Here is a 24,546-nt window from a genome sequence, read left to right as displayed (position 1 = left end):
TTATATTGTAGTCCCTTAAGTTTATAAACAAATAATTAGTGCCTACTTATAATGATTTCATTTTTTAAAAATAAGCTACTTATTTCAGTAGTGTTTTTTCTTGTTTTAGGGATAGATATATTTATTAAATTAGGTGATAACCCCTTACCATTAAGGTTTTTTACAAAAACTTTAATTATTATTATTTTATTTCTGTATTTTTTTTATAATAAAAATGAGAATAATTCTAATAATAAGTATTTAGTTTTTGGATTAGTCTTTTTTTGGTTGGGAGATATGCTTTTGTTATTATATGAAACCCAAATTTTATATATAGGAGGTATGTTGGCTTTTATTGTAGCTAAACTTTTTTATACCAAACGATTTTCGCATCAAAATGATTTTAAAATTGCAAGTCTAGCTCCTTTTTTTGTAATAATATTTACCTATATAGTTGTTGTTATTTTGTTTGTGTATGATAATTTAGGCGATTTTTTTATACCTACAATTACTTATTTATTTGCAACGATGTTAATGGCTTTATTTGCTTTTTTAAGAAAAGATGCAGCAGATAAAACTAGTTTTTATTTAGTAATGATAGGAATACTTTTTGGTATTTTTTCTGATACAATAGGTGTTTTACAATCTTTTTATAATCAGGATATTGCTTATCATGAAATAACAATTATGTCGTTTTATGCACTATTTCAGTATTTTATAATTTTAGGACTAACTAGTGAAAAATTACAACTAGAGGATGCTGAAGATGATAAGTTTATAAAACTTTAGTTTTTTTCTTAACATGTTTTAATTCTAACATGTTTATAGGATTACTACCTAAACCAGAAATGTTTTTTTGTGTAAACCTGATAACTTCATCATAATATAAAGGGACAATTGGTGTGTTTTTTAAAACCAAACTATCCATTTTTGTATATAGTTTTATTCTTTCTAATTCATCAGTTTCGGTAAAAGCTTTAGTATACCATTGATCAAATTCTGGATTAGAAAAGTGTGTGTAATTTGGTCCATTTGGAGCAAAGTTTCCAGAATAAAATAACGATAAATAATTCTGTGCATCTGGATAATCTGCAACCCAACTTGCTCTAAAAAAGTCTAATTTACCATTTGCTTTACCTTCTTTTAATGTAGAAGGAGGTATAACGTCTACATTTACAATCAATCCGGTTTTAGTTAATTCTCGTTGGATATATTCGCAAAAATTAAGGTAATTACTGGTTGTTGTTAGGGTGATTTTAGGATTAGTATTTCCAGATTGTTTTATGTAATTAGCAATAAGTTGTTTTGTTTTTTCAGGTTGATATGAGTAGCCAATACTAGAACTATAACCAGGTAATCCTTTTGGTATAAAACCTCCAGTTGCAGGTATGCCAATTCCATTACGTAAATAAGTCATCATTTTTTGTCTATCAAATCCATAGTTTACTGCTTCACGTATTTGTTTAGACTGGATTTCGTTTAAGTCAGAATCCATATAAAAAGCTAAATATTCTGTATTTAAATAAGGACTTCTTATTAAATCTACATTGGCTTTATATTTAGGTCTTAATTCACCTTTAGTTGTTAATATTTCGTCTTGATAAGATACATCTAAACTATTTAAAAAGTCTAGGTTACCTTGTATAAACTGCATAAATTCGCTTTGTTTATCTGGTAAAAATGTAATGGCAACAGCTTCTAAATAAGGTAGTTGATTATTATTAGTATCCTTTTCAAAATAGTTTTCGTTTTTTCTAAAAACAAGTTTAATATTTTCTTCCCATCGTTTAAATTTAAATGGACCAGTACCAATTGGATTAGATCTAAAGTCACTTCCATAGTATTCTGTTATTTCTTTTGGGACAACGCTACAGTACTTCATGGTTAATAAACCTAAAAATGCAGGAAAAGGTTGCTTTAATTTAATACTAAAAACACTATCATTTAAAGCTTTGTAGTGCTTTACTTTATTAAAAATCCAACGTCCAGATGACGCAACATTTGGGTCTAAAATACGGTTAAAACTGTATTCAAAATCATATGCTGTTACTGCTCTGGTAGAATCTTTTTTAAATAGTTTGTGTTTATGAAAAAACACCTCTTTTTTTAGTAGAAATGTATAAGTTAAAGCGTCTTCAGTTACTGTCCATTCTTTAGCTATACTTGGACGTACCAATAAACTATCGTCCATTTGTACTAAACCATTAAATAATTGATTTACAGCCCAAATGTCTGCATTATCTTTAGCAAAAGCAGGATCTAAAGATCCAATGTTTTTATGTTCGTTATATCTAAAAACAAGATGGTCTTTGGAATTTTCTGTTTTATTAGAGCAAGAAAAACTTAATAAAGTTAAAGTTGTAATACTTAAGTATATGAAAGGATTGTAATTAAAAATTTTCATCAAGATTTAGTCGTTATTTAAGCCATAAAACACGATTTTGGCTTAAAAAAATTACGTAATTTTGCAATCACAAATTTATAATTTTACTAGGTAAATATAAGCAATCTTACTTAGGATTAAAGACTATTTTAAATTGAATAATAAAAAGAAAGTTGGCTTTTACACTTTAGGTTGTAAACTTAATTTTTCCGAGACTTCAACAATTTCTCGATCATTTAAGGACGAAGGTTTTGAGCGTGTGGATTTTAAAGATCCAGCAGACATTTATGTAATAAATACATGTTCTGTAACAGAAAATGCAGACAAACGTTTTAAAACCATTGTAAAGCAAGCCCAAAAAGGTAATCCTGAAGCATTTATTGTTGCTGTGGGTTGTTATGCACAGTTAAAACCACAAGAATTAGCAGATGTTAATGGTGTAGATTTGGTTTTAGGAGCTACCGAGAAATTTAAAATAACAGATTACATAAATGATTTATCAAAAAATGATTTAGGAGAAGTACACTCTTGCGAAATCGAAGATGCAGATTTTTATGTTGGAAGTTATTCTTTTGGAGACCGTACACGTGCTTTTTTAAAAGTACAAGATGGTTGCGATTATAAATGTACTTATTGCACTATTCCTTTAGCTAGAGGGATTTCACGTAGTGACGAGTTACAGAATGTTTTAAATAATGCCAAAGAAATTTCAGAAAAAGGAATTAAAGAAATTGTACTAACTGGAGTAAATATTGGTGATTATGGTAAAGGCGAATTTGGAAATAAAAAACATGAGCACACCTTTTTTGAGTTAGTTGAAGCTTTAGATACTGTAAAAGGTATAGAGCGTTTACGTATCTCTTCAATCGAGCCAAATTTGCTTAAAAACGAAACTATAGACTTTGTCTCTAAAAGCAGAACTTTTGTGCCACATTTTCATATTCCGCTTCAAAGTGGAAGCAACGATATTTTAAAGTTAATGCGTCGTCGATATATGAAAGAATTGTACGTAGATCGTGTTAATAAAATCAAACAAGTTATGCCACATGCTTGTATTGGTGTAGATGTTATTGTTGGATTTCCAGGAGAAACAGATGAGCTGTTTTTAGAAACGTTTAATTTTTTAAACACATTAGATATTTCATATTTGCATGTGTTTACGTATTCTGAAAGAGAAAATACTACAGCAGCAACTATGGAAGGTGTTGTGCCTAAAAATATAAGAGCAAAGCGAAGTAAAATGTTACGAGGACTAAGCGTTAAAAAGCGTCGCGCTTTTTACGAAAGTCAAATAACTACAAGCAGAAATGTACTTTTTGAAAGCGAAAACAAAGAAGGGTATATTCATGGTTTTACAGAAAATTATGTAAAAGTTAAATCACCTTGGAACCCAGAATTGGTAAACACTTTGCATAATGTAAAGTTAACTAAAATTGATGATGATGGTTTAGTTAGATTTGACTTTACTTAACAGTAAAATATTAATTAACATAAAAAAAACCGAAGCTTAGCTTCGGTTTTTTTATGTTTTAATATCACTAGAAATTAAATTCTTACACCCACAGGTAATAACTTTTTGTATTGTCTGTTACGTCTAATAAATTTTGCAATTTCTGGACTAGTTGGAACAACGCTTAAATTACGTTCTTCAATATTTTCAAAAACTGTTTTTAAAAACTTAGATTTAAACTCTTCGTTATCTAATTCTTCAGGAACAATTAGTTTTGTTAAGAAAATCTTGCGTTCCTGTAATGAGTATTCAATTTTAGCGAAATGATCATCAATTTTCAGTTCAAATTGACGTAAAAATTCATTGTCAACTAACTCAGCTGCATCAATCATGGTATAAAGTTTTATTAATTATTAAGGGAGTTTCAAAAATAGTACCAAACTATTTTATAGCTTTACAGTGCAAATGTACAAAAAATCTAATTGTAAAGCACTTATTTAGTGTTAAAAGCTTATGAGTCAGCAAGTAATACCTATCTATTTAATACCAGGAATGGCAGCAAGCCCAATAATTTTCGAATACATTAAATTACCAGAAGATCAATTTGAAATTCATTGGTTAAAATGGAAGTTACCAAAAAAGAAAGAAACCTTATCTAGTTATGCAATTAGAATGTGTCAAGATATTAAACATGAAAACCCTGTATTATTAGGTGTGTCTTTTGGAGGTATTCTGGTTCAGGAGATGAGTAAACATATTAAAATTAGACAACTTATTATAGTATCTAGTGTAAAAACTAAGCACGAGCTACCTAAAAGAATGAAGCTTTTAAAAGTGACCAAAGCTTATAAAATAATTCCAACTCAATTGCTTGGTAATATAGATTTGTTAGCAAAATATGCATTTGGAAATACGGTTACAAAACGTATAGAGTTATATAAAAAATATTTATCTGTTAACGATAAAAATTATTTAGATTGGGCAATTGAGCAAGTTGTTTGTTGGGAACAAGATCAACCAATAGATAACATCATTCACATTCATGGAGATAATGATATGGTTTTTCCATACTCAAACCTTAAAAATTGCGTTACAGTAAAAGGAGGAACACATATTATGATAATTAATAAATTTAAATGGTTTAACGAGAATTTACCAAAACTAATTGCTTAAAAGAGAAGTGTTTTAGATAAAAATTTTTAAATTAGACCAAAAGTTAAGAAGATGAAGATAGTACAAAAAAGTTTAGCTATTGTTGGCTTAGCATTCCTAGGAATGTTATTTATAAATGCGTTTCAAAATGCGCCAACAGACGAGAATTTTGAAAAACAAATCATAAACGATTATAATGTTTACGCTATACAAATGCCAAGCTATTTGGAGTTTGCAGGAGAAGCTGTTCCGCTTTCAAATCCAGATATTTATGAGCGTATGGATAAAGAGTTGTTGGTAAATACGTACTGGCAGTCAAACGGACTTTTAATGTTTAAACGTGCTAGAAAGTACTTTCCGATTATTGAACCAATACTTGCAAAAAATGGTATACCAGACGATTTTAAATACTTAGCAGTTATAGAAAGTGGTTTAACAGATGCACGATCTCCAGCTGGAGCAAGTGGTTTTTGGCAAATAATGAAAGCAACTGGACGTGAGCATGGATTAGAAGTTAACGCTAATGTTGACGAACGCTATAATTTAGTAAAAGCAACAGAAGTCGCTTGTGATTATTTAAAAAAATCAAAAGCTAGTTTAGGGTCATGGACTTCTGCAGCAGCTGCATATAATGCTGGTAATTATGGAATATCTAAACGTTTAAAAGCACAAGATGTAACAAGTTATTATGATTTATTATTAGGTCAAGAAACCGGACGATATGTATTTAGAATTGTAGCTTTAAAAGAAATTTTATCCAATCCAGACAAATATGGGTTTAACTTTAGGGATAAAGACTTATATAATGCAGTACCAACTTATCAAGTAGCTGTAGATACTGCTGTAACGGATTTTGCACGTTTTGCTAAAGGTTTTGGTATTAATTACAAAATTTTAAAACTGCACAACCCTTGGTTAAGAGAAGCACATTTAAATAATAAATCTAGAAAACAATACTTTATAGATATTCCTAGAGAAGGTCATTACCAAAACTAATTTAAAAACCTTAGTTTTTAGTTAACATCCATTTATACTATTTAGTCGTATATTAAAAGACTAAATAGATTTAAGATTAAAATAATAGCAAACATAAAAATGTGTTTAAAAATAAATAGCATAAAGTATTTAATAGCTTTTGTCTTTTTATTTAGTAACGCATTAAGTTATGCTCAACTATCAGATTTTAATTTAAATGTTACAGCTACAGACGAGACTTGTTCTGGTAATGGAGCAATACAAATATCTGTCTCCAATACTACAGCTGGATCAACTATAACTTATACTTTGTTTTTGTTGCCTGATGATGTAAACCCAATAGCTCAAACTTCTGATAATTTTTTTAATAGTCTTCCAGCTGGAGATTATAGAGTTGTTGCTTTACAAATTTTAAATGGAGAAGAAAATTTTCAGCAACAGGATGTGACTATTAATAATCTAATCACTCAATTAGATTTTGAGGTAACGCATACTACAATTACAGATTGTGATTCTGACGGAACCATATCTGTTAATGTGCAATCTGGTATTCCTGTTTTATACGAGATTATTTCTGGTTCACAAACAGTAGGTACGCAATCTTCAAATGTTTTTCCAAATCTTCCAGCTGGAACTTATGTAATTAGAGTTTTTGATAATTGTGGTAATGCAGTTTCAAAAAGTTACACTATGCTGTTAGAGACTAATAATATTAGTATTTCTAATGCAGCTTTACCAGTAGTTTATACTGCTTGTGATCAAGCAGAGATTACAAACACTATAAGTGCATTTCCAAATTCGCCTATAATTTACCCTCTACTCATTACTTACACAATCATTCCACCAGATGGTTCGCCAGATATAATCTTTACTCAAAATATAACCTCTGGTTCTTCAGAAGAATTTGATGTTAGTCAATTAATAACGCTTTTTGGAGATCAAGTTTTTATTGTAAACATGGCTATTACAGATTCTTGTAATAATTTATTTGAAGTCAATCATACCATAGACCCAAATCCAAAAGTCTTATTAAATACAAGAGATGCTAATTGTGGAGAACTTTTAGATTTATTAGTTGAAAATTATTTACCACCTTATTTTGTAGATTTTACAACATCACCTGCTGGATTTAATCCATTAGATTACAATGCAAATTATCCAGGACCATATACAGATTCATCAATAACTTTTGGTATAGATACTCCAGTACCTATTGGTTTGTATACTGTTAATGTGGTTGATGCTTGTGGAAGGATGGGAACATTCTCAATAATTGTCGAAGACCCAATTGTAGAACCAATTGTTAATACTAGTAATAGTGGATGTACTGCAACATCTGGTTTTATTGGTGTTACCATTACAGATAGAGAAATAGTGTCTGCGTCTATAATAGATGCTCCTTTAAGTTATAACGAAACCTTACCATTTAATTTAAATTCATTTATTAACAATGGAATTCTTCTATATGAAGGAAATTTACCAGTTGGAGATTATATGTTGTCTGTTATTGACGATTGCGGAATTGAATACATTTTAGAAGCTATTATTCCAGAATTTGAGTTTCAAGAACTAAATATTTTAGCATTGCCAAATTGCGAAGATGCTACAGGCTCTGTGACTTTGTCTAGTAATCATGATAATTTAGATTCTGTAATTATAACTTCAGCACCACAAACATTTACAGAAGCACTACCATTTAATGTTAGTACTAATATTAATAACTCTGGAGTTTTTTATATTAATGATTTACCAATTGGAGATTATGTATTTGAGTCTACGGATTTGTGTGGTTTTCAATATACAACAGATGTTAATGTATTTAGTTATTCTAGCAACCCTAATGTGTATTCAATATCAAGAAATTGTGGTTCTTTTGATATTACAATTAACGATTTTGATGAAACTATTATTAATCAAACCTATTGGTTTCAAATGTATTTTCCAGACACTAATTCCTGGGGACATCCAAATACTGGTGCAGAATATGTTGAAGGAGAATTACCAAATGAAACTACTGCTATTAACTTAGAAAATTCAGAAACGTTATTTAATATTTTCTTAACAGGAGATTTTAGACTTATAAAAATGTTTCAATCTACAAACACGGAAGATCCAGATGCATTCTGCTTAGATGTTTTTGCAAATTTTTCTGTGTTTTCAGATTTAGTAATTTCTGGAGTTTATAATCTAGATTGTAGTGGTGGATCAGATAGTTTAGACATTATTGTAGATGTTATTGGTGTTCAGCCCTATAATTTTAGCATTACTTCTCCTTTTAATTTAGATAATGGAGATAATAATACGTTTTTAGATTTAGCAAATGGGACTTATGATATTAGAGTAGAAGATGCTTGCGGAAGTATTGAAAATATTACAGTTAACCTTGAAAATTTATTACCACTAGCAAGAGCAAATGTACCAGATAATATGTCAGTTTGTAGAGACGATTTAATAGAAGCTGATGTCTTTTTACTAACAGATCAAAATTTGCAAATTTTAGGAAATCAAAACCCAAACAATTACAATGTCAGCTATCACCTTAGTCAATCAGAAGCAAATACAGGTGATAACCCTTTACCAGATTCATATTCTAATATATCTAATCCTCAGACTATATATGCAAGAGTAACACACAATAGTTTGGTAGTTTGTTATGCAACAACATCGTTTCAGATTTTTGTAGGACAGACACCAATATTAAGCCCTGAAGAGGTAACTTTTATTTGTATAGGAAGTACAGTAACATTAACAGCAGATTCTGGTTTTGATGATTATTTATGGTCAACAGGAGCAACTACACAATCGATTACAGTGGATCAACCTGGAGATTACTTAGTTACAGTTACTAATAATTATAATGGGTTTAGCTGTGAAAACACAAAACAATTTGTAGTTATAAGCTCAGAAATTGCAACAGTAGAGGACGTAACTATTACAGATTGGACATTGTCTAACAATAGTATTACTGTATTAGTTTCTGGAATTGGAGATTATCAATACTCGATTGACAATATTAATTTTCAAAGTTCAAATACATTTACAAATTTACAACCAGGAATGTACACTGTTTATATAACAGATTTAAATGGTTGCGGAACTGTAACAGAAGAAGTTTTTCTGTTAAACTACCCTCACTTTTTTACACCAAATGGAGACGATACAAATGAGTTTTGGCAGATAGAATTCGCTAGTACTGAACCAGAACTTAAAGTCGTGATTTTTGATAGGTATGGTAAATTTATCACTCAGTTTGGAAGTTTTGATACAGGTTGGGACGGAACCTATAATGGAAACAATATGCCAACAAGTGATTACTGGTTTGAAGTTACTAGAGCAAATGGACTAGTATATAAAGGGCATTTTACCTTAAAAAGGTAAAATAATATTACTATCTACCACGTCTTTTTTGAGCACGTACAGAACCACCTTGACCATAATGTTGTTTAGGTGCTTGTGCGCGTTTCATATTATCTTTCATCATTTTAATCTGTTCAGCTAACATACCTTGTTTATCCAGTTTTTGGGCTTCGGCTAATAATACAGTAGCTTCTTGTTTTCTCCTTTTTGATAAAGCAACACCAGCTAAATTAAGTTTCACCATTGCCATATCATGATCCATAGATAAACCTAATTTTTCAGCTTTTTTAAAGTAACGTTCCGCTTCTGTCATGTTTTCTTGAGACACCATTATTCCGTTAAGAAAGTTATAATATCCTTGCTGTTTTCTAACTAAAGCAGTTTCTGGGTTTTTAATTTTATCTAACCATTTTTTTGCACCAGGAAAATCTTGTTTTCTTAAGCGCAAAAAGGCTAATAAAATAAACTCATTTTTAAAATATAAAAACAAAAATATTAATGATAAAAAGATAAACATAATCCCATTTCCTATCTCTCCATCAATAAATTGCCATATGGCGTATCCAAAAATACCGATTGCTAAAATTAATTTAATTACTTTATTGTACATTTTTATTAGTTTAAAAGTCTTGTAATACTTGATTTGTAACGTTTTTAAACGTTTTTTTGTTTGGAGTACAAAGAAACTAAAAAAATCTTTAAAAATATTTTTTAAATTAGGTTTGTCAAATAAAAAAGGGTTTGTATATTTGCGCTCGGTTTTAGATATGATAAAAGCCAAAAAACTATTTACTATACAGATTTTAAAAACATAAGACATGCCAAAAAGAACGTTTCAACCATCAAAAAGAAAGAGAAGAAATAAACATGGTTTTAGAGAAAGAATGGCTTCTGCTAATGGTAGAAAAGTCTTAGCACGTCGTCGTGCTAAAGGAAGAAAGAAAATTTCTGTTTCAACTGAAACTAGACATAAAAAATAATGATTAACAATTGTTAATATTTAAAGGCGTTACTTAGGTGTAACGCCTTTTTTTGTATCCTGTGATTAACTATTTTTGACAACGCAATAAAATTTTAAGAAAATGCCAAAAAACCCTAAGCTAAAATCTATCCTAATTATTGGTTCTGGTCCTATTGTTATTGGACAAGCCTGTGAGTTTGATTACTCAGGTACTCAAGCCTTAAGATCTTTAAGAGAAGATGGAATTGAAACCGTTTTAATCAATTCAAATCCAGCAACAATCATGACTGACCCAAGTATGGCAGATCATGTTTATTTGTTGCCATTAAATACAAAGTCTATCTTAAAAATACTAAAAGAGCATCCTCAAATTGATGCTGTTTTGCCAACAATGGGAGGGCAAACTGCACTAAATTTATGTATTGAAGCTGATGAAAAAGGGATTTGGAAAGACTTTGGAGTAGATATTATTGGAGTTAATATTGATGCAATTAATATAACAGAAGATAGAGAGCAATTTAGAGAACTAATGCTTAAAATTGGAGTGCCTATGGCACCTCAAGCAACAGCTACTTCTTACTTAAAAGGAAAAGAAATTGCTCAAGAATTTGGTTTTCCATTAATTATTAGAGCGTCATTTACTTTGGGTGGTGCAGGTGCATCTTTTGTTTATAGAGAAGAAGATTTTGATGAGTTATTAACACGTGGTTTGGAGATTTCACCAATACACGAGGTTATGATTGATAAAGCATTAATTGGTTGGAAAGAATATGAATTAGAGTTATTAAGAGACGCAAATGATAATGTAGTTATCATTTGTTCTATTGAAAACATGGATCCAATCGGAATCCACACTGGAGACTCGATAACAGTTGCTCCAGCAATGACGTTAAGTGATAAAACATACCAGAAAATGCGTGATATGGCAATCCATATGATGCGTAATATTGGAGATTTTGCAGGTGGTTGTAATGTGCAATTTGCGGTTAGTCCAGATGAAAAAGAAGATATTATTGCTATCGAGATTAATCCTCGTGTATCTAGATCGTCTGCATTAGCAAGTAAAGCAACAGGTTACCCTATTGCAAAAGTTGCTGCAAAATTAGCAATTGGATATCATCTTGACGAGTTACAAAACCAAATTACTAAATCGACATCTGCTTTATTTGAGCCTACTTTAGATTACGTAATTGTAAAAATACCACGTTGGAATTTTGATAAATTTGAAGGAAGCGATCGTACATTAGGATTACAAATGAAATCTGTTGGAGAGGTAATGGGAATTGGACGTTCTTTTCAAGAAGCATTACATAAAGCTACACAATCTTTAGAGATTAAACGTAATGGGTTAGGAGCAGATGGTAAAGGATACAAAAATTACGATCAGATTATTGATAAGCTAACACATGCAAGTTGGGACAGAGTTTTTGTTATTTATGATGCTATTCAAATGGGAATTCCATTAAGTCGTATTCATGAAATTACTAAAATTGATATGTGGTTTTTACGTCAATACGAAGAACTGCATCAATTACAAATTGAAATTTCAACCTTTACAATAGATACTATTGAAAGAGATTTATTGCTTGAAGCTAAGCAAAAAGGGTATGGAGACCGTCAAATAGCACACATGTTGGGTTGTTTAGAAAGTCAAGTATATAACAAACGTGAAGAGCTTAACATAAATCGTGTTTACAAATTGGTAGATACTTGTGCAGCAGAGTTTGAAGCAAAAACACCTTATTACTATTCTACTTTTGAAAATGAAGTAGAAACAGCAGATGGAAAACGTTACGCAGATAACGAAAGTGTAGTTACCGATAAGAAAAAAGTAATAGTTTTAGGTTCTGGTCCAAATAGAATTGGGCAAGGGATTGAGTTTGATTATTGTTGTGTACATGGTGTCCTAGCTGCTGCAGAGTGTGGTTATGAAACTATTATGATTAATTGTAATCCAGAAACGGTTTCAACAGATTTTGATACAGCAGATAAATTATATTTCGAGCCAGTTTTCTGGGAGCATATTTACGATATTATTAAGCATGAAAAACCAGAAGGTGTTATTGTACAATTAGGTGGACAAACCGCTTTAAAATTGGCAGAAAAGCTTGAACGTTATGGAATTAAAATATTAGGATCTAGTTTTAAATCTTTAGATTTAGCAGAAGACAGAGGTTTGTTTTCTAATTTACTTAAAGAAAATAATATTCCTTATCCAGAATTTGATATTGCAACAACTGCAGATGAAGCTGCAGCAATCGCAGATGTATTAGATTTTCCAATCTTAGTTAGGCCATCTTATGTACTAGGTGGACAAGGGATGAAAATTGTTATAAATAAACAAGAACTTGAAGAGCATGTTGTAGATTTATTAAGTCGCATGCCAGGAAATCAATTGTTATTAGACCATTATTTAGATGGAGCAATAGAAGCAGAAGCAGATGCTATTTGTGATGGAGAAAATGTATACATCATAGGTATAATGGAACATATTGAACCTTGTGGAATACATTCTGGAGATAGTAATGCAACATTACCACCTTTTAATTTAGGTGAATTTGTAATGCAACAAATTAAAGATCATACTAAAAAAATAGCTTTAGCATTAGACACTGTTGGTTTAATTAATATACAATTTGCTATTAAAGATGATACGGTTTATATTATTGAAGCTAATCCAAGAGCCTCTAGAACAGTACCATTTATAGCAAAAGCGTATGGAGAACCTTATGTTAATTATGCGACTAAAGTTATGTTAGGAGAGAAAAAGGTAACGGACTTTAATTTTAACCCTAAATTAGAAGGGTTTGCAATTAAACAACCAGTTTTTTCTTTTAATAAGTTTCATAATGTTAATAAACAATTAGGACCAGAAATGAAGAGTACTGGAGAAAGTATCCTATTTATTGACAGCCTAAAAGACGATGCTTTTTACGACTTATACGCAAGGAGAAAAATGTATTTAAGTAAGTAAAGTTGATTTTTTAATAAGTTAAGAAATAAATAATTATCACAGATATTAATATTTTTTTGTATTTTTAATAAAAAAAGAAAACTTATGATGAAAAAATTACTATTTATTTTATTTGCTTTTGCAACTTTTAATATGACTGCACAAGTAGAAACAATCACTATTGATTGGAGCTTTGGCTCTAACTCTAATGCGACAGGTGCAAATAATAATGCAGATCGTACTATAGAAATAGGTGATACAGTAACTTGGAATTGGTATGCATCAGGTACACACAATGTAAACAGAACTGGTGGAACGTCTTCTGACAGCTACACAAGTTCTTTTATGTCAATGGGTGGGTCTTTCTCACACACTTTTACAAGTTTAGGAACAAATATTTACCAATGTGATCCACACCCAACAAGTATGTTTGGAGTGATTACTGTTGTGCCAGAAGGATCTTTAAGTGTTACTACGTTTGAAGATACATTAACAACTGTAAATATTTATCCTAATCCAGCATCTACAACTTTAAATATTGATATGCCTTCTCAAATTGAAGGTGGTGTGACTATTGAAGTGTATAATGTTCTAGGTAAAAGAATTTTATCTAAGACTATTAGTCAGTTAACGACTAGTCTTTCAATTTCTGAATGGAGTAATGGAGTATATTTAATGAAAATATCTTCTGTAAAGGACGGTAATTCTATTACAAAGCGATTTGTGAAGATTTAATAAATACCTTTCTAAAAATATAAAAGCCTTCACAAATTGTGAAGGCTTTTTTTATTAGTGGAATTATAATTTATTTTTTTTTAAGAATAAAATCAAATAAAATATTTACTGTTTTTGATAGTTTACTACTTACTATTTTTGGGATTTCAATATCAAAATCATCAACACTTACTTTAAATATTCCAGAAAGCACAACGTTACCATCTTCATCTTTAAAAGCAGTAATTGCTAAGTTGTCTAAAGTTTTAGTTTTTCCATGAAACTCTATTGTGCCAGAATATAACATTTCTTGTTTGTTTTCATTTAAAGCTTCAAAGTTAAAGTCGTTAATTTTTCCTTTAAAATTAGCTTTTGGATAAGTGTCGGATTCGGCATAATTTTCATTAAAATGCTCTTCCATTAAAGCATTTTTAAATCTAAATGCTTTAACAAAAACAAGAGCAGCAAATTCGCCATTTTCTGAATTTAAAATTACAGTAGTAGATTCGTTTTTAGCTTTTACTTCTTCAAAAGAAGGTACGGAAGCTTCAAAAGTTACACGTCCAGTTTTTGTTAAATATTTATCTTGCGCAAACGTAAAAACGCTTATAAAAAACGTTAAAGCTATTATAGTTATTTTTTTCATAAGTACTGTGTTTATTAGTTACTTAACAATTAGCTTGCCATTATTGTTCCAAAAGACCATCGTCAATCCATTGTTGTACAAGATCTATTGATGTTTGTGGTAAACGTGGACCTCCAAAAGGCATTATTCCAGGTTCTCCAGCTTGTAAAGAAATTCTATTAATAATTGAATTTGCTTGACTAGATACTTCTTGAAAAGTCGTTAAACTAATTGGAGCACCATTTACTGGTGGATCATTATGGCAAAAAATACAATTGTTTTCAAAAATTGGTTTAATGTCTGTAATGTAAGTTACTTTTTCACCTTCATCTATGACAATTGGGTCAATTAAATCATCTTCACTATTATTTGAACAGCTAAATAATGTTATTGCTAAAAAACTTAAAATGTATATTGATTTTTTCATGATATTTTTTTAAAAATTTCTACTTAAATTAAATCCAAAATAGATGTCTCCATTTGACCAATCTCCAGTAGCTTGTCCTAAAAAACCATTAGTATTCATGGCTTGAGCATTGGTAAAATGCATCTGAAACACATGTCCACCAGTTTCTAAATCTAATCCAATAGATAATGGATTTTTAAATGGAGAAGTGCTTGAACGATTTAAATGCCAACCATAATCTGCGTTTAAACTCCAACGTTTACCTAATTTATAGCGCGTTCCCATTCCTAAAGCAAATTGCGAATTATCTTGATTATTATCTAATACAAAATTATCATGAAAGTAAGTTGGAGCCAATTCTAATGATAGTTTTGAGTTTATTTTTCTTGAAATTAATAACTGGGTTGTAAATCCTAATCTATCTTTAAACTCTAGTTTTGGATAGTTTGCTTTATCCAAAGCAGTATTAATTAATATTGAATTGTAGCCAACTATAGTAAAAGGAGTAGTTCCTTTTTTTTGCTAAGTTAGCCTATATTTTATAGCGCTTTCGTATATTTTTTGAAAACTACTTCTTGAAAGACTAATATTAATAGCATCACTTAATCCATAAATAAAATTTAATCTTGTGACTGCGTCATCCAATCCAAAAAAAGTGTCTAATCCATTTTCAAGACTTCCAAATCTATGTGCAACAACAAATGTAAATTCTTGTTTTGCAACTAATTTTGTAGATTCAAAATTTACAATTTTTAAACCTTTAAAAGCAGCTGTTGCATAACTGTTTTCTGTTTCTGTATCAATTTCGTTTAAAAGATCATCTTGAGACAAACCTATAAATGGTATACAAAAAATAAGTGTTATTAGGGTTTTCATGGTTAGTTTTAGTTTTTTATGGTGCATTGGTCTAGTTTAACTTCTTCTAATAAATCGTCAAACCCTATACAACGACCTTTAATAGTTATTGGTGTATTTAAAGCGACTTTAGTTGGATTGGAAAGGCTACAAAATATAATGTTATCAAGTGTGACTGAATGTGCATCTTTTGCAGTAATAGTTCCTGAAACTTCTATGGTTTTGTTAAGATATTTTTCTTGCGTTGAAGACACATCTTTTATAAAATCTTCAAGAAGTTTTTTAGCATTAATAGTATATGAAGCAGTTTCTTCACTAATAATTCTGTGACCTTGATTAATATATTTATAGACTAGTATAGGGCCTATAACTAATATACTAAGGAGAAGTAAAAATTTCTTTTTCATAGCAAATTTAATTTCCTTGGAAACTAAATTACGATTTTTTTTGGAATTTACTTCAAGACAAGTAGCAAAAATCAATAATTATCCGGTAAATCTATCTTTACTTTATAGTCTTGTAAAATAGGTAAGTAGTCTATATGAGAAAAATCTTCGCTGTCAAACTCGAGCTGTCGTTGTTTTTTTGTTTCCATACGTTTCAACGCTTTTAAAAAGCGTTTAACTTCATTTTTGTCATTTAAAATTAAGCCTGGAACTTTTATAGAATTACCATTTTCATCTTTAGCAACCATAGTAAAGTAAGAAGAGTTGCAATGTTTGATATCTCCTGTTTGTATGTTTTCTGCTTCTACACGTATACCAACTACCATTGATGTGTTACCTACAAAATTTACAGATGCTTTCATGGTAACAAGCTCTCCTATTTCAATAGGACTTAAAAAATCTACAGTATCTACACTTGCAGTTACGCAATAGGTTTTAGAGTGTTTAGAAGCACAAGCAAACGCGATTTGGTCCATTAAATTTAAAATGTATCCACCATGAATTTTTCCACCAAAGTTAGAATGTGAAGGTTGCATAAGTTGAGATATACTTACGCGTGAATCATCTACTTTTTTAAAAGCTATCATAATTAATAATTAGATTTTCGTTCTTTATCTTCTTCCACTTTTGTGATAAAATATTTTGTGTCTCCTAACCAGAAAAATGTTGCATAACGCTCAAAGTAAGTTAATTTTACAAATCGTCCTTGTAGTCTGTTTAAGTCTTTAATAACTTGACCTTCTCCATCTTCTACAGAAAATTTAAAAATCTGAGCTTCTGATACACCTTGACTTATCTCTCCTTCCCAAGTTTTAAAAATAACACCTTTATTACTAAACTTTACTAATTCTCCAGCTCTAACACCTTCACTATAGGTTACAAAATAGATAAAGCAAAAGTATGCAGCAACTATAAGCAGTATTGTAATTAAAGATTTTACTAGAAATTTTATCATGGTTTTATTATATTTTAATCTTCAGATTCCGCACGTTTTATAATGGCTTCTGGTAACGATTTTTTTGCTTTAGCTCCTAATTTTTTAATTTTCTCGACACTTGTAATTAAATTCCCTCGTCCTTCTACTAATTTATTCATAGCAGAAGAGTAGTCGGATTTTGCTGCATCAATTTTTTTTCCGACACCTGTTAAATCTGTTACTAAACCTTCAAATTTATCGTATAATGCTCCAGCTTGACGTGCAATTTCTATAGCGTTTTGTTGTTGCTTTTCATTATTCCACATACTGTCAACCGTTCTTAAGGTTGCTAAAAGGGTAGAAGGTGTTACTATAACTATGTTTTTTTCAAAAGCTTTGTTGTAAATAGAGTTATCTGCGTTTATAGCTACAGCAAAAGCAGGTTCTATTGGTATAAAAAGCAACACAAAATCTGGGCTTTCTATATCATATAAATCTTCGTATTTTTTATCTGATAGTTGGTCGACGTGTTTTCTTATAGAATTTATATGTGCTTTTAAATAGGTGTCACGATCATCATCTTCTGCATTTACATAACGCTCGTAATCTGTTAAAGACACTTTACTGTCTATAACCATTTTTTTATTGTCTGGTAAGTGTAATACTATATCTGGTAATACTCTTGTACCATCTTCTCGTGTAAAATTTTGTTGTACAAAATACTCGCGATCTTTTTCTAAACCAGATTTTTCTAGGACACGCTCTAATACTAATTCTCCCCAATTTCCTTGCATTTTACTATCGCCTTTTAAGGCTCTAGTCAGGTTGGTTGCTTCTTTTGTCATTTGTTGGTTTAAATCTTTTAAACCTAACAGTTGCTCTTTTAAAGCACTATGCATACTGATGCTTTCCTTTTGGGTATCGTCCACTTTTTTCTCGAAAATTTGAATTTTTTCTTGAAGTGGATTTAATATATTTTTGATGTTTTCTTTATTCTGAAGGGTGAATTTTTCTGATTTTTCATCTAAAATTTTAGTTGCTAAAATCTCGAAGTCTTTTCTAAGTTGCTCTTGACGTAACTCTAACTCTTCATCACGTTTAAGGTTTAATTGCTGCAGGTTTTCAAACTCGGTGTTTTTTCTTGCTAATTCAGCGTTTAAAAATTCCTTTTCGCGTCTAATGTCTTCTCGGTCAGTTTCTGTTTTAGCTAAATTTCTTTTTAAAGAGTCTATTGATAAGCTCATTTGGTTTTGACGCTCTTCTAAAGTACTTTGCTCACCTTTATTTTTCAACTTAGTAAATAGCATGCCTAAATAAGCACCAATTATTGCAGCAATTAGAATGGAGATTATTAATATGATGTTGTCGTTCATAATGAGTAATTATAATAATGTAAAAGTAATAAATTATATATGTTTATAATTTATTAGTTAAGAGTCTTTCTTAACATTTGAAAAATCATACTTTTTCATTGTTTTTTGTAGTATTTTCCAATGTCTACGAAGTTGTCTTTTAATTTCTGGAGCTTCTAAATCGTCAGAAGCTCTGTAAGCATATCTTAGATAGTTGCCTCTAAATTTTCTGTCAAAATATTCTGTTCTTGCTTTCCCATTAACGTAGTTTGTTTTTTTTGCAGGAAGCATTCTTGACTTTTCTCCCTTATAGCTAAATAGCCTATATATTTTTCTTTTAAAAATAGGAGCTTCATCCAAAAGGTGTTTTTCTTTAATTGTTTCAACTCTTTTGTGTTTACGCTTTATAGTTTCTTTCATTTCTCTATAAAACTTAGCCAAGTTTTTAGATTTAATCAATGTTTGATAGCCATAAAATTCAAAGCCTAAATAGTTTAAAGGTAAGTTTTCTTTTAAATTACCATCGTTTTTAATTTTGTAAGATTGTAAACGACCTTTGTTTATCTTAAAGAGTGTTTTTTCTGTTTTTTCTAACGAAACTGTTAATTTGTTTTTTGTCATTTCGGTTTTAACAAAATCACTAACAAATTGAATTTGATTTTTATCGCAAATTATTACTATATCATCGGAATATCGTCTATAAAACACATTGTGTTTTAAAGCCAATTCTTTTATAACAGATTTGTCAAAAGCAAGCATGTAAATATTGGCTAATAAAGCACTAATAGGTAAGCCTTGAGGTATTCCCATTAGTTTCTTATCCTCATCATGTTTTTGGTTTTTATGAATTATTATGTCAGAATCTATTAAGTCTTTAATACTATTAAAAAACTTGTGTTTACCTTCTTTTTTTAGTTTAGCTAATTCCTTTTCATCAAAATGATTATTCTTAGTTTTTAAATCTTTTAATTTCACATAAGAAAATCTAGTTATAGCTTTAAAGAGATTAAAGTGATCTTTTGGTAGTGATTTGTTACCTAATGTTTTTGCCCAAGCTAGTTTTAACCTTCTGTGATTTAAACTTGGAAAGAAATTTTCTATATCCAAAACAAGCGCGACGCAATTTTCTCTTCGTTTAATTTCATCAAATACATCTTTTGCAAAATGCACATTGTTTTTAAACTTCAATTTATCATCAGTTTCAATTTGTCTGTAAGCAGTTATAGAATCGGATAACAAAGAGTTTTGCTTTATGTAACTTTCGTATTTAGGTGTTATGATTTGTTGTGTATAATAAGAATAGATATGAGCGTCTAAGTGTGTAGCATATAGTATTTCTCTAATTTTAGTATTTGAAACAGCCTTACCATTTTTGATTTTTTTGTGAGACCTTTTTTTTAGACCATTAAAATCAGATGATTTATAACGCCTTTGTTTAATTTCTTTAAAAATTAAAGGAGAAAAGGAGTGATGGGCTACTTTTTTTGGATTGCTTATATAGCGCTCAATATTTTTTCTAATAGACTTAGGTGTCTTATTAGTAAAATGTGGATAACCTCTGTCTTTGAACCAATCTTTTTGTGCTTTCATATTTAAAAATAAAAGTAAAAGAAGTTCTCGCACGTAATTATAACAGAATAGAACTTACACCTTAATTAAGGATTGAACCATTAGCCGAGTTCTCGACTCACGTTGCAATTTTACGTCAAATAATAAATAACTATATGATAGCACTCATTAAATTAATAATCAACTTAGTCTTAGAGACCTTAGATGTAAACCAGATGTTGGTGCATCTAATGGACTTTATAAGAATTATTGAGGTAGTAACGTTACTTCCGAAAATAATTTCTTATATTAAGTGTAACAAAGTTAACAGAAATACAATTTTCTTAATCACCATATTTATTATCCCTTTTCTTACAAAAAGGTCGGATTAAGTGATTGATTAAAAATCAATACAGTAGTTCAACAAATGTTTTATTCCTTTTAACTAAAGAACTTCCTTACTTTCAAGTAAATATACTATTTTTCTTACCTTTAATAAAAATAAATAAACTTTTATGACTGTATTTAAAGTAGGTGATATTGTTACAATAAAATCACATCCATTATTAAGTTCTCCTCCAAAAAAAATAAAAGAATTTTCAGCTCAAGTACCACCACTAATGCTGGTAAAGGAAGTTGTTTTTGAAAAGGAAGATAAAAAAAAAGTATTTAGTTCTGAAATTGAAAATGCACAAGTAGCTGATTTAATAAAATATATTTGTGTTTATTTTGACGCAAACAAGAGTGTATTTATTGAAAAAGAGGTTTATCATTCTTTATTAGAATCATATTTGAAGTTAAATTATTATAGAAATCCAGATGAGGATAAGAAAAAGATTGACCTAGAGAAACAACTTATACCAGAAGTTTCTAAATATAAGCTTGTTACAGAATATTTGTTTGGTAAAAAAGTACAATTTAAGACGAAAAAATTAGAACACAGAAAATCTTATGATTCTGGTTATGAGAAAGTCAATACTTCTTTTCAAACGCCAGATTTTATTCTATCAGGAATAAAAAACGAAGACAAAAAAGATATGTTTTTTCAAGATGGTAAACCTAAACGTATAGCTTCTAATCAATCATATAAGATAATGTGGTTCAATCATTTTCAGCAAAAATTTAGTGAACACTATTTACCAAAAGAATTTTTTGTTGAGGGCTTAGAAATTTAATATTTTATTTCGTAACCCTAAAGCTCCCAGTCGTCTCATCAAAAACAATCATATCTTTAGGAAACAAATTATTAAAAGCACCTTGTTTTATTAATTTGCAAGGAGAATTGTTTACAATTCCATCCTTAGACATCACAATCATACTATCGCAAAGTTGGATAGCTAAATCTATTTCGTGAGACGAAAATAAGATAGTTTTACCAGTCTCTTTAGTTAGTTTTTGAAGCAATTTTAAGATGTATGCTTTATGATACATGTCTAAGTGTGTGGTTGGCTCATCCAGAATAATCAAATCGGTATCTTGTGCTAAAGCACGTGCTATCATTACTTTTTGAAGTTGTCCATCACTAAGCTGAAAACATTTTTTATGTTTTAAATCTTCAATATTAGTTTGTAGTATAGCCTTGTTTATAATTGATAAATCATCTTCTGATAAGTTACCAACCCAATTGGTGTAAGGCTGTCTTCCTAAAGCTACAAGCTCAAAAACGGTTAAGTTTTTAGATGCAATAGGCTCTGTTAATACTAAACTTTGTGTTTTTGCTAATTCTAGATTTGTGTAATTTTTTAAGTCTTTTTTATTTAAAAACACTTGACCTTGTAATGGGTTTTGAACTTTAGTTAGTGTTTTAAGTAGTGTAGATTTACCAATGCCATTTCCACCTACTAAGCCAATTAACTCTCCTTTTTTTAAAGCAAGATTAATATTAGAAGCAACAATAGTTTGTGCTTTTTTAGACTGATAACCTATTGATAGGTTTTCGGTTTTTAGGATTATATTTTGGCTTTTGTTAGTCAATAATTTTAGCTTTTTTATTTGTTCATTTTGTCTTGATACAAAACGAACCAAAAAATCATGTCAAAATCAGGAAATTGCTAAAGCATCACTCGCTTTCGGAATTTTGTGTTTAAAGCTGTGCTTTGCATCTACATTCCTTCTCTCGTTATTTCTGAATTTTGACGCTTCCGACTGTGTCGGAATTCCAAGTTTATTTAATATTTTATTTTCAATTTAATGTTTATTATCTTTTCTTTTTTAAAAAACCATTTTACGTTGTCTAACTAATAACCAAACCACAATTGGAGCACCAAATAAAGAGGTAATTGCATTTATTGGTAGCATATAATCTGTATTTGGTAATTGTGCGATGCTGTCGCAAATTAGCATAATTATAGCACCAAATAAAAAGACAGCTGGTAATAATATTTTATGGTTTGAGGTATTAAATACCTGACGTGCTAAATGTGGTATAGCTAAACCTATAAAGGCAATTGGTCCTGCAAAAGCTGTAATAGTACCTGCTAAAAGACTAGTTGCTATAATAATTAATAATCGACTTTGTTTTATGTTTAACCCTAAACTTTTGGCATAATTCTGGCCTAACAAAAGGGTGTTTAAACCTTTTATTGACAGGATGCTAAATAGGATTCCAATAACATAAATAATTGTAAAAATTTGGACTTCTGTCCAATCCAAATCTCCTAAACTACCAAATCCCCAAAAAATGTATTGTTGTAATTGCTCTGCGCTACTAAAGTAGGAGAGTACACTTACTATTGCAGCAGTAATACTACCAAACATTAATCCAATTATTAAAATTGCCATAGTGTCTCTAACTTTTGACGACACAATTAGGACTAGTAATAAGACTAAAAAACTACCTAAACTTGCAGCAATGACTAAGCTCCATTTAGATATTAAAAAAGTTGCTAAAAACCCTCCAAAAACGCTGCTTCCTAAAATAACTAAAGCCACACCAAGACTTGCTCCAGAAGTAATCCCTAAAACAAAAGGACCAGCTAAAGGGTTTCTAAACAAGGTTTGCATTAATAAACCAGAAATACCTAAACCTGAACCTACTAAAACAGCTGTAATAGCTTTTGGTAAGCGATAATTTTGGATGATATATTCGTGATTAGACAAACTATCAGTAGTTGAAAAAAAGCTACCAAAAATGGTATCAAAAGTTATTGACACAGATCCTAAACTAATATTTACAATAAACAATACCACTAGCAATACAGCTAATACTAAAAAGGAAATGGTATAGGATTTGTTTTTAATCACATTAAAGTTTTAAAAAAGAATGGTTGGTAGTCTTTTAATAATTCTGGATGACAAATTTTAATGATGTCTTTTAATACTAAATCAGGTCTTGCTAAACCTAACTCATAATACAAAACACCTCCTGTTTTTCCTGTTGTATTAGAAAAGGTAAAGATTTTATTATTTTTAAAAGCATCAAATTGTGTGTAGTGTTGATTAGCTTTTTTTAAAGCCTCTTTTGTCGTGTAATATGATGGGCTTAACCACAAGTCTGCTGTTTTAGCTTTTTCAAAAACAGACTCAAAACTTAAGGATAAACTACCTTTACCTTTTGTATCTGCATACAAATAATTAACATTGGCATCTTTTAAAAATTGAGCTTCTGTACTTGTTCCGTTTGGTAAATACCAGACATCTTTATGCATAGCTCCACTAATTACTGTTGGACGTTTATTAACGGTTTGAGCTAGTTTTTGTGCTGCTTTATAATTAGTTTCAATAGTTTTAAAAATAGAATCGGCTTCTTTTTGTTTGTTATATAATACACCAAAAAACTTAATCCATTCAGCTTTAGCTAAAGGTGTTTTTTCTACCCAATCTCCATTATAAATTACAGGTATACCTGATTTTTCAATAGTTTTTAATGATTTGCTAGTACCATCAACACCAAATCCAATTACTACATCTGGATTTAATTCTAGTAGTACTTCTGTATTAATACCTTCGTTTTTTCCTAATTCTCTTACGTTTCCGTTATCTATATGCTGTCTTGTTTTTTTAGAAGATATATAATCTGCTCCTGGAAAACCTATTAATGATTCGTCTTCATTTAAAAGTTCCAGAGCAGGAATATGTGTTGTAGATGTAACTACTACTTTTTTAACTGGTGTTATAATAATACCATCATATTCATCTTTCATAAAAGAAGTCTTTGCAGCATTTTCTTTTGAAATTAAAACATATTTATATGCCTTTTCAGCATTTGGCCAAGGGTTATTAATCTTTAAAATCTTATAATTTTTATAATTTTTTATATTAAAACCTTCAGCGTAAGCTATAGAATTGTCGATATTATCTAAAGGAGGCAATTGTACGCTTATGCCTTTATCCTCTTTACAATTTAGTAAAAATAAAAATGGAGCTAAGAGTAATAAAAAAGCTTTGTTTTGTAACATTAGTAACACTTTAACGGAATAAATTCCTGTAAATTTATATAAAATTTAAGTCATGAGAGACGGTTCAAATTTAACAA

Annotated in this window: 22 protein-coding genes and 1 pseudogene; 9 read left to right on the top strand and 14 right to left on the bottom strand. The window is 29.8% G+C overall.

Going from position 1 to position 24,546, the window contains the following annotated elements; genetic code table 11:
• Positions 1–51: 51 nt before the first annotated feature.
• Positions 52–768 carry a lysoplasmalogenase family protein gene (locus SJY17_RS13715; protein WP_397363132.1) on the top strand — a complete coding sequence of 239 codons (717 nt, stop codon included), beginning with the start codon at positions 52–54 and terminating at the stop codon, positions 766–768.
• Here SJY17_RS13715 and SJY17_RS13710 read toward each other — a convergent pair.
• A complete protein-coding gene (locus tag SJY17_RS13710) occupies positions 755–2,383 on the bottom strand; it encodes an ABC transporter substrate-binding protein (protein ID WP_397363131.1) in 1,629 nt (542 codons plus the stop codon). The two genes, SJY17_RS13715 and SJY17_RS13710, sit on opposite strands and share 14 nt — an antisense overlap.
• A 133-nt stretch (positions 2,384–2,516) precedes the next feature.
• On the opposite strand from SJY17_RS13710, the gene mtaB reads away from it, so the two are divergent.
• Complete coding sequence (gene mtaB, locus SJY17_RS13705; protein WP_397363130.1) at positions 2,517–3,833, top strand: tRNA (N(6)-L-threonylcarbamoyladenosine(37)-C(2))-methylthiotransferase MtaB; 1,317 nt, start codon at positions 2,517–2,519, stop codon at positions 3,831–3,833.
• 74 nt (positions 3,834–3,907) lie between these two features.
• Here mtaB and SJY17_RS13700 read toward each other — a convergent pair whose 3' ends face one another.
• Positions 3,908–4,204, bottom strand: a complete 297-nt coding sequence (locus SJY17_RS13700; RefSeq protein ID WP_397363129.1) for a GNAT family N-acetyltransferase — start codon at positions 4,202–4,204, stop codon at positions 3,908–3,910.
• Positions 4,205–4,325: 121 nt separating this feature from the next.
• Between SJY17_RS13700 and SJY17_RS13695 the strand changes: the two genes are divergently transcribed.
• From SJY17_RS13695 to SJY17_RS13685, 3 genes are all read left to right on the top strand, one after another.
• A complete protein-coding gene (locus SJY17_RS13695) occupies positions 4,326–4,985 on the top strand; it encodes an alpha/beta hydrolase (protein WP_397363128.1) in 660 nt (219 codons plus the stop codon).
• 51 nt (positions 4,986–5,036) lie between these two features.
• Positions 5,037–5,960 (top strand): lytic transglycosylase domain-containing protein, encoded by a 924-nt coding sequence (locus SJY17_RS13690; RefSeq protein WP_397363127.1) that lies wholly within the window; start codon positions 5,037–5,039, stop codon positions 5,958–5,960.
• A 99-nt stretch (positions 5,961–6,059) separates the two neighbouring features.
• Positions 6,060–9,317 carry a T9SS type B sorting domain-containing protein gene (locus tag SJY17_RS13685; protein WP_397363126.1) on the top strand — a complete coding sequence of 1,086 codons (3,258 nt, stop codon included), beginning with the start codon at positions 6,060–6,062 and terminating at the stop codon, positions 9,315–9,317.
• Positions 9,318–9,327: 10 nt separating this feature from the next.
• On the opposite strand, the gene SJY17_RS13680 is transcribed toward SJY17_RS13685, so the two are convergent.
• Positions 9,328–9,906 (bottom strand): DUF2892 domain-containing protein, encoded by a 579-nt coding sequence (locus SJY17_RS13680; protein ID WP_397363125.1) that lies wholly within the window; start codon positions 9,904–9,906, stop codon positions 9,328–9,330.
• Between the two features lie 208 nt (positions 9,907–10,114).
• On the opposite strand from SJY17_RS13680, the gene rpmH reads away from it, so the two are divergent.
• The 3 genes from rpmH to SJY17_RS13665 all read left to right on the top strand — a co-directional run bounded on the left by rpmH (position 10,115) and on the right by SJY17_RS13665 (position 13,945).
• The gene (gene rpmH, locus SJY17_RS13675) at positions 10,115–10,276 is read left to right on the top strand and encodes a 50S ribosomal protein L34 (RefSeq protein ID WP_090839625.1); all 162 of its coding nucleotides are present in this window, start codon (positions 10,115–10,117) and stop codon (positions 10,274–10,276) included.
• 102 nt (positions 10,277–10,378) lie between these two features.
• Entirely contained in the window at positions 10,379–13,231 is a 2,853-nt protein-coding gene (gene carB / locus SJY17_RS13670; RefSeq protein ID WP_397363124.1) for a carbamoyl-phosphate synthase large subunit, read from the top strand.
• 84 nt (positions 13,232–13,315) lie between these two features.
• Entirely contained in the window at positions 13,316–13,945 is a 630-nt protein-coding gene (locus SJY17_RS13665) for a T9SS type A sorting domain-containing protein (protein ID WP_397363123.1), read from the top strand.
• A gap of 70 nt (positions 13,946–14,015) precedes the next feature.
• Here SJY17_RS13665 and SJY17_RS13660 read toward each other — a convergent pair whose 3' ends face one another.
• From SJY17_RS13660 to SJY17_RS13625, 8 genes and pseudogenes are all read right to left on the bottom strand, one after another.
• Positions 14,016–14,570: a YceI family protein gene (locus SJY17_RS13660; protein WP_397363122.1), complete on the bottom strand. Its 555-nt coding sequence runs from the start codon at positions 14,568–14,570 to the stop codon at positions 14,016–14,018.
• Positions 14,571–14,610: 40 nt separating this feature from the next.
• Entirely contained in the window at positions 14,611–14,976 is a 366-nt protein-coding gene (locus tag SJY17_RS13655; protein ID WP_397363121.1) for a hypothetical protein, read from the bottom strand.
• Between the two features lie 9 nt (positions 14,977–14,985).
• Positions 14,986–15,831: pseudogene (locus SJY17_RS13650) on the bottom strand (DUF5777 family beta-barrel protein).
• An 8-nt stretch (positions 15,832–15,839) separates the two neighbouring features.
• On the bottom strand, positions 15,840–16,217 hold the full coding sequence (locus tag SJY17_RS13645) for a hypothetical protein (RefSeq protein WP_397363120.1): 378 nt from the start codon (positions 16,215–16,217) through the stop codon (positions 15,840–15,842).
• Positions 16,218–16,288: 71 nt separating this feature from the next.
• Positions 16,289–16,843: an acyl-CoA thioesterase gene (locus SJY17_RS13640; RefSeq protein WP_397363119.1), complete on the bottom strand. Its 555-nt coding sequence runs from the start codon at positions 16,841–16,843 to the stop codon at positions 16,289–16,291.
• 2 nt (positions 16,844–16,845) lie between these two features.
• The gene (locus tag SJY17_RS13635; protein WP_397363118.1) at positions 16,846–17,211 is read right to left on the bottom strand and encodes a 6-phosphogluconate dehydrogenase; all 366 of its coding nucleotides are present in this window, start codon (positions 17,209–17,211) and stop codon (positions 16,846–16,848) included.
• A 14-nt stretch (positions 17,212–17,225) separates the two neighbouring features.
• Positions 17,226–18,545: a DNA recombination protein RmuC gene (locus tag SJY17_RS13630; RefSeq protein ID WP_397363117.1), complete on the bottom strand. Its 1,320-nt coding sequence runs from the start codon at positions 18,543–18,545 to the stop codon at positions 17,226–17,228.
• 57 nt (positions 18,546–18,602) lie between these two features.
• Positions 18,603–20,114, bottom strand: coding sequence for a reverse transcriptase domain-containing protein (locus tag SJY17_RS13625; RefSeq protein WP_397363116.1), 1,512 nt, complete (start codon positions 20,112–20,114; stop codon positions 18,603–18,605).
• Positions 20,115–20,587: 473 nt separating this feature from the next.
• Between SJY17_RS13625 and SJY17_RS13620 the strand changes: the two genes are divergently transcribed.
• Complete coding sequence (locus tag SJY17_RS13620; protein WP_397363115.1) at positions 20,588–21,247, top strand: hypothetical protein; 660 nt, start codon at positions 20,588–20,590, stop codon at positions 21,245–21,247.
• A gap of 4 nt (positions 21,248–21,251) precedes the next feature.
• Here SJY17_RS13620 and SJY17_RS13615 read toward each other — a convergent pair whose 3' ends face one another.
• From SJY17_RS13615 to SJY17_RS13605, 3 genes are all read right to left on the bottom strand, one after another.
• A complete protein-coding gene (locus tag SJY17_RS13615; RefSeq protein WP_397363114.1) occupies positions 21,252–22,046 on the bottom strand; it encodes an ABC transporter ATP-binding protein in 795 nt (264 codons plus the stop codon).
• 237 nt (positions 22,047–22,283) lie between these two features.
• On the bottom strand, positions 22,284–23,315 hold the full coding sequence (locus SJY17_RS13610; RefSeq protein ID WP_397363113.1) for a FecCD family ABC transporter permease: 1,032 nt from the start codon (positions 23,313–23,315) through the stop codon (positions 22,284–22,286).
• Entirely contained in the window at positions 23,312–24,469 is a 1,158-nt protein-coding gene (locus SJY17_RS13605; RefSeq protein WP_397363112.1) for an ABC transporter substrate-binding protein, read from the bottom strand. The genes SJY17_RS13610 and SJY17_RS13605 overlap by 4 nt, the downstream gene beginning before the upstream one ends.
• Between the last annotated feature and the right edge of the window lie 77 nt (positions 24,470–24,546).

The organism is Olleya sp. R77988 (assembly GCF_044594215.1).
Taxonomy (GTDB): Bacteria; Bacteroidota; Bacteroidia; order Flavobacteriales; family Flavobacteriaceae; genus Olleya.
This window is presented reverse-complemented; position numbering and strand designations above follow the sequence as displayed.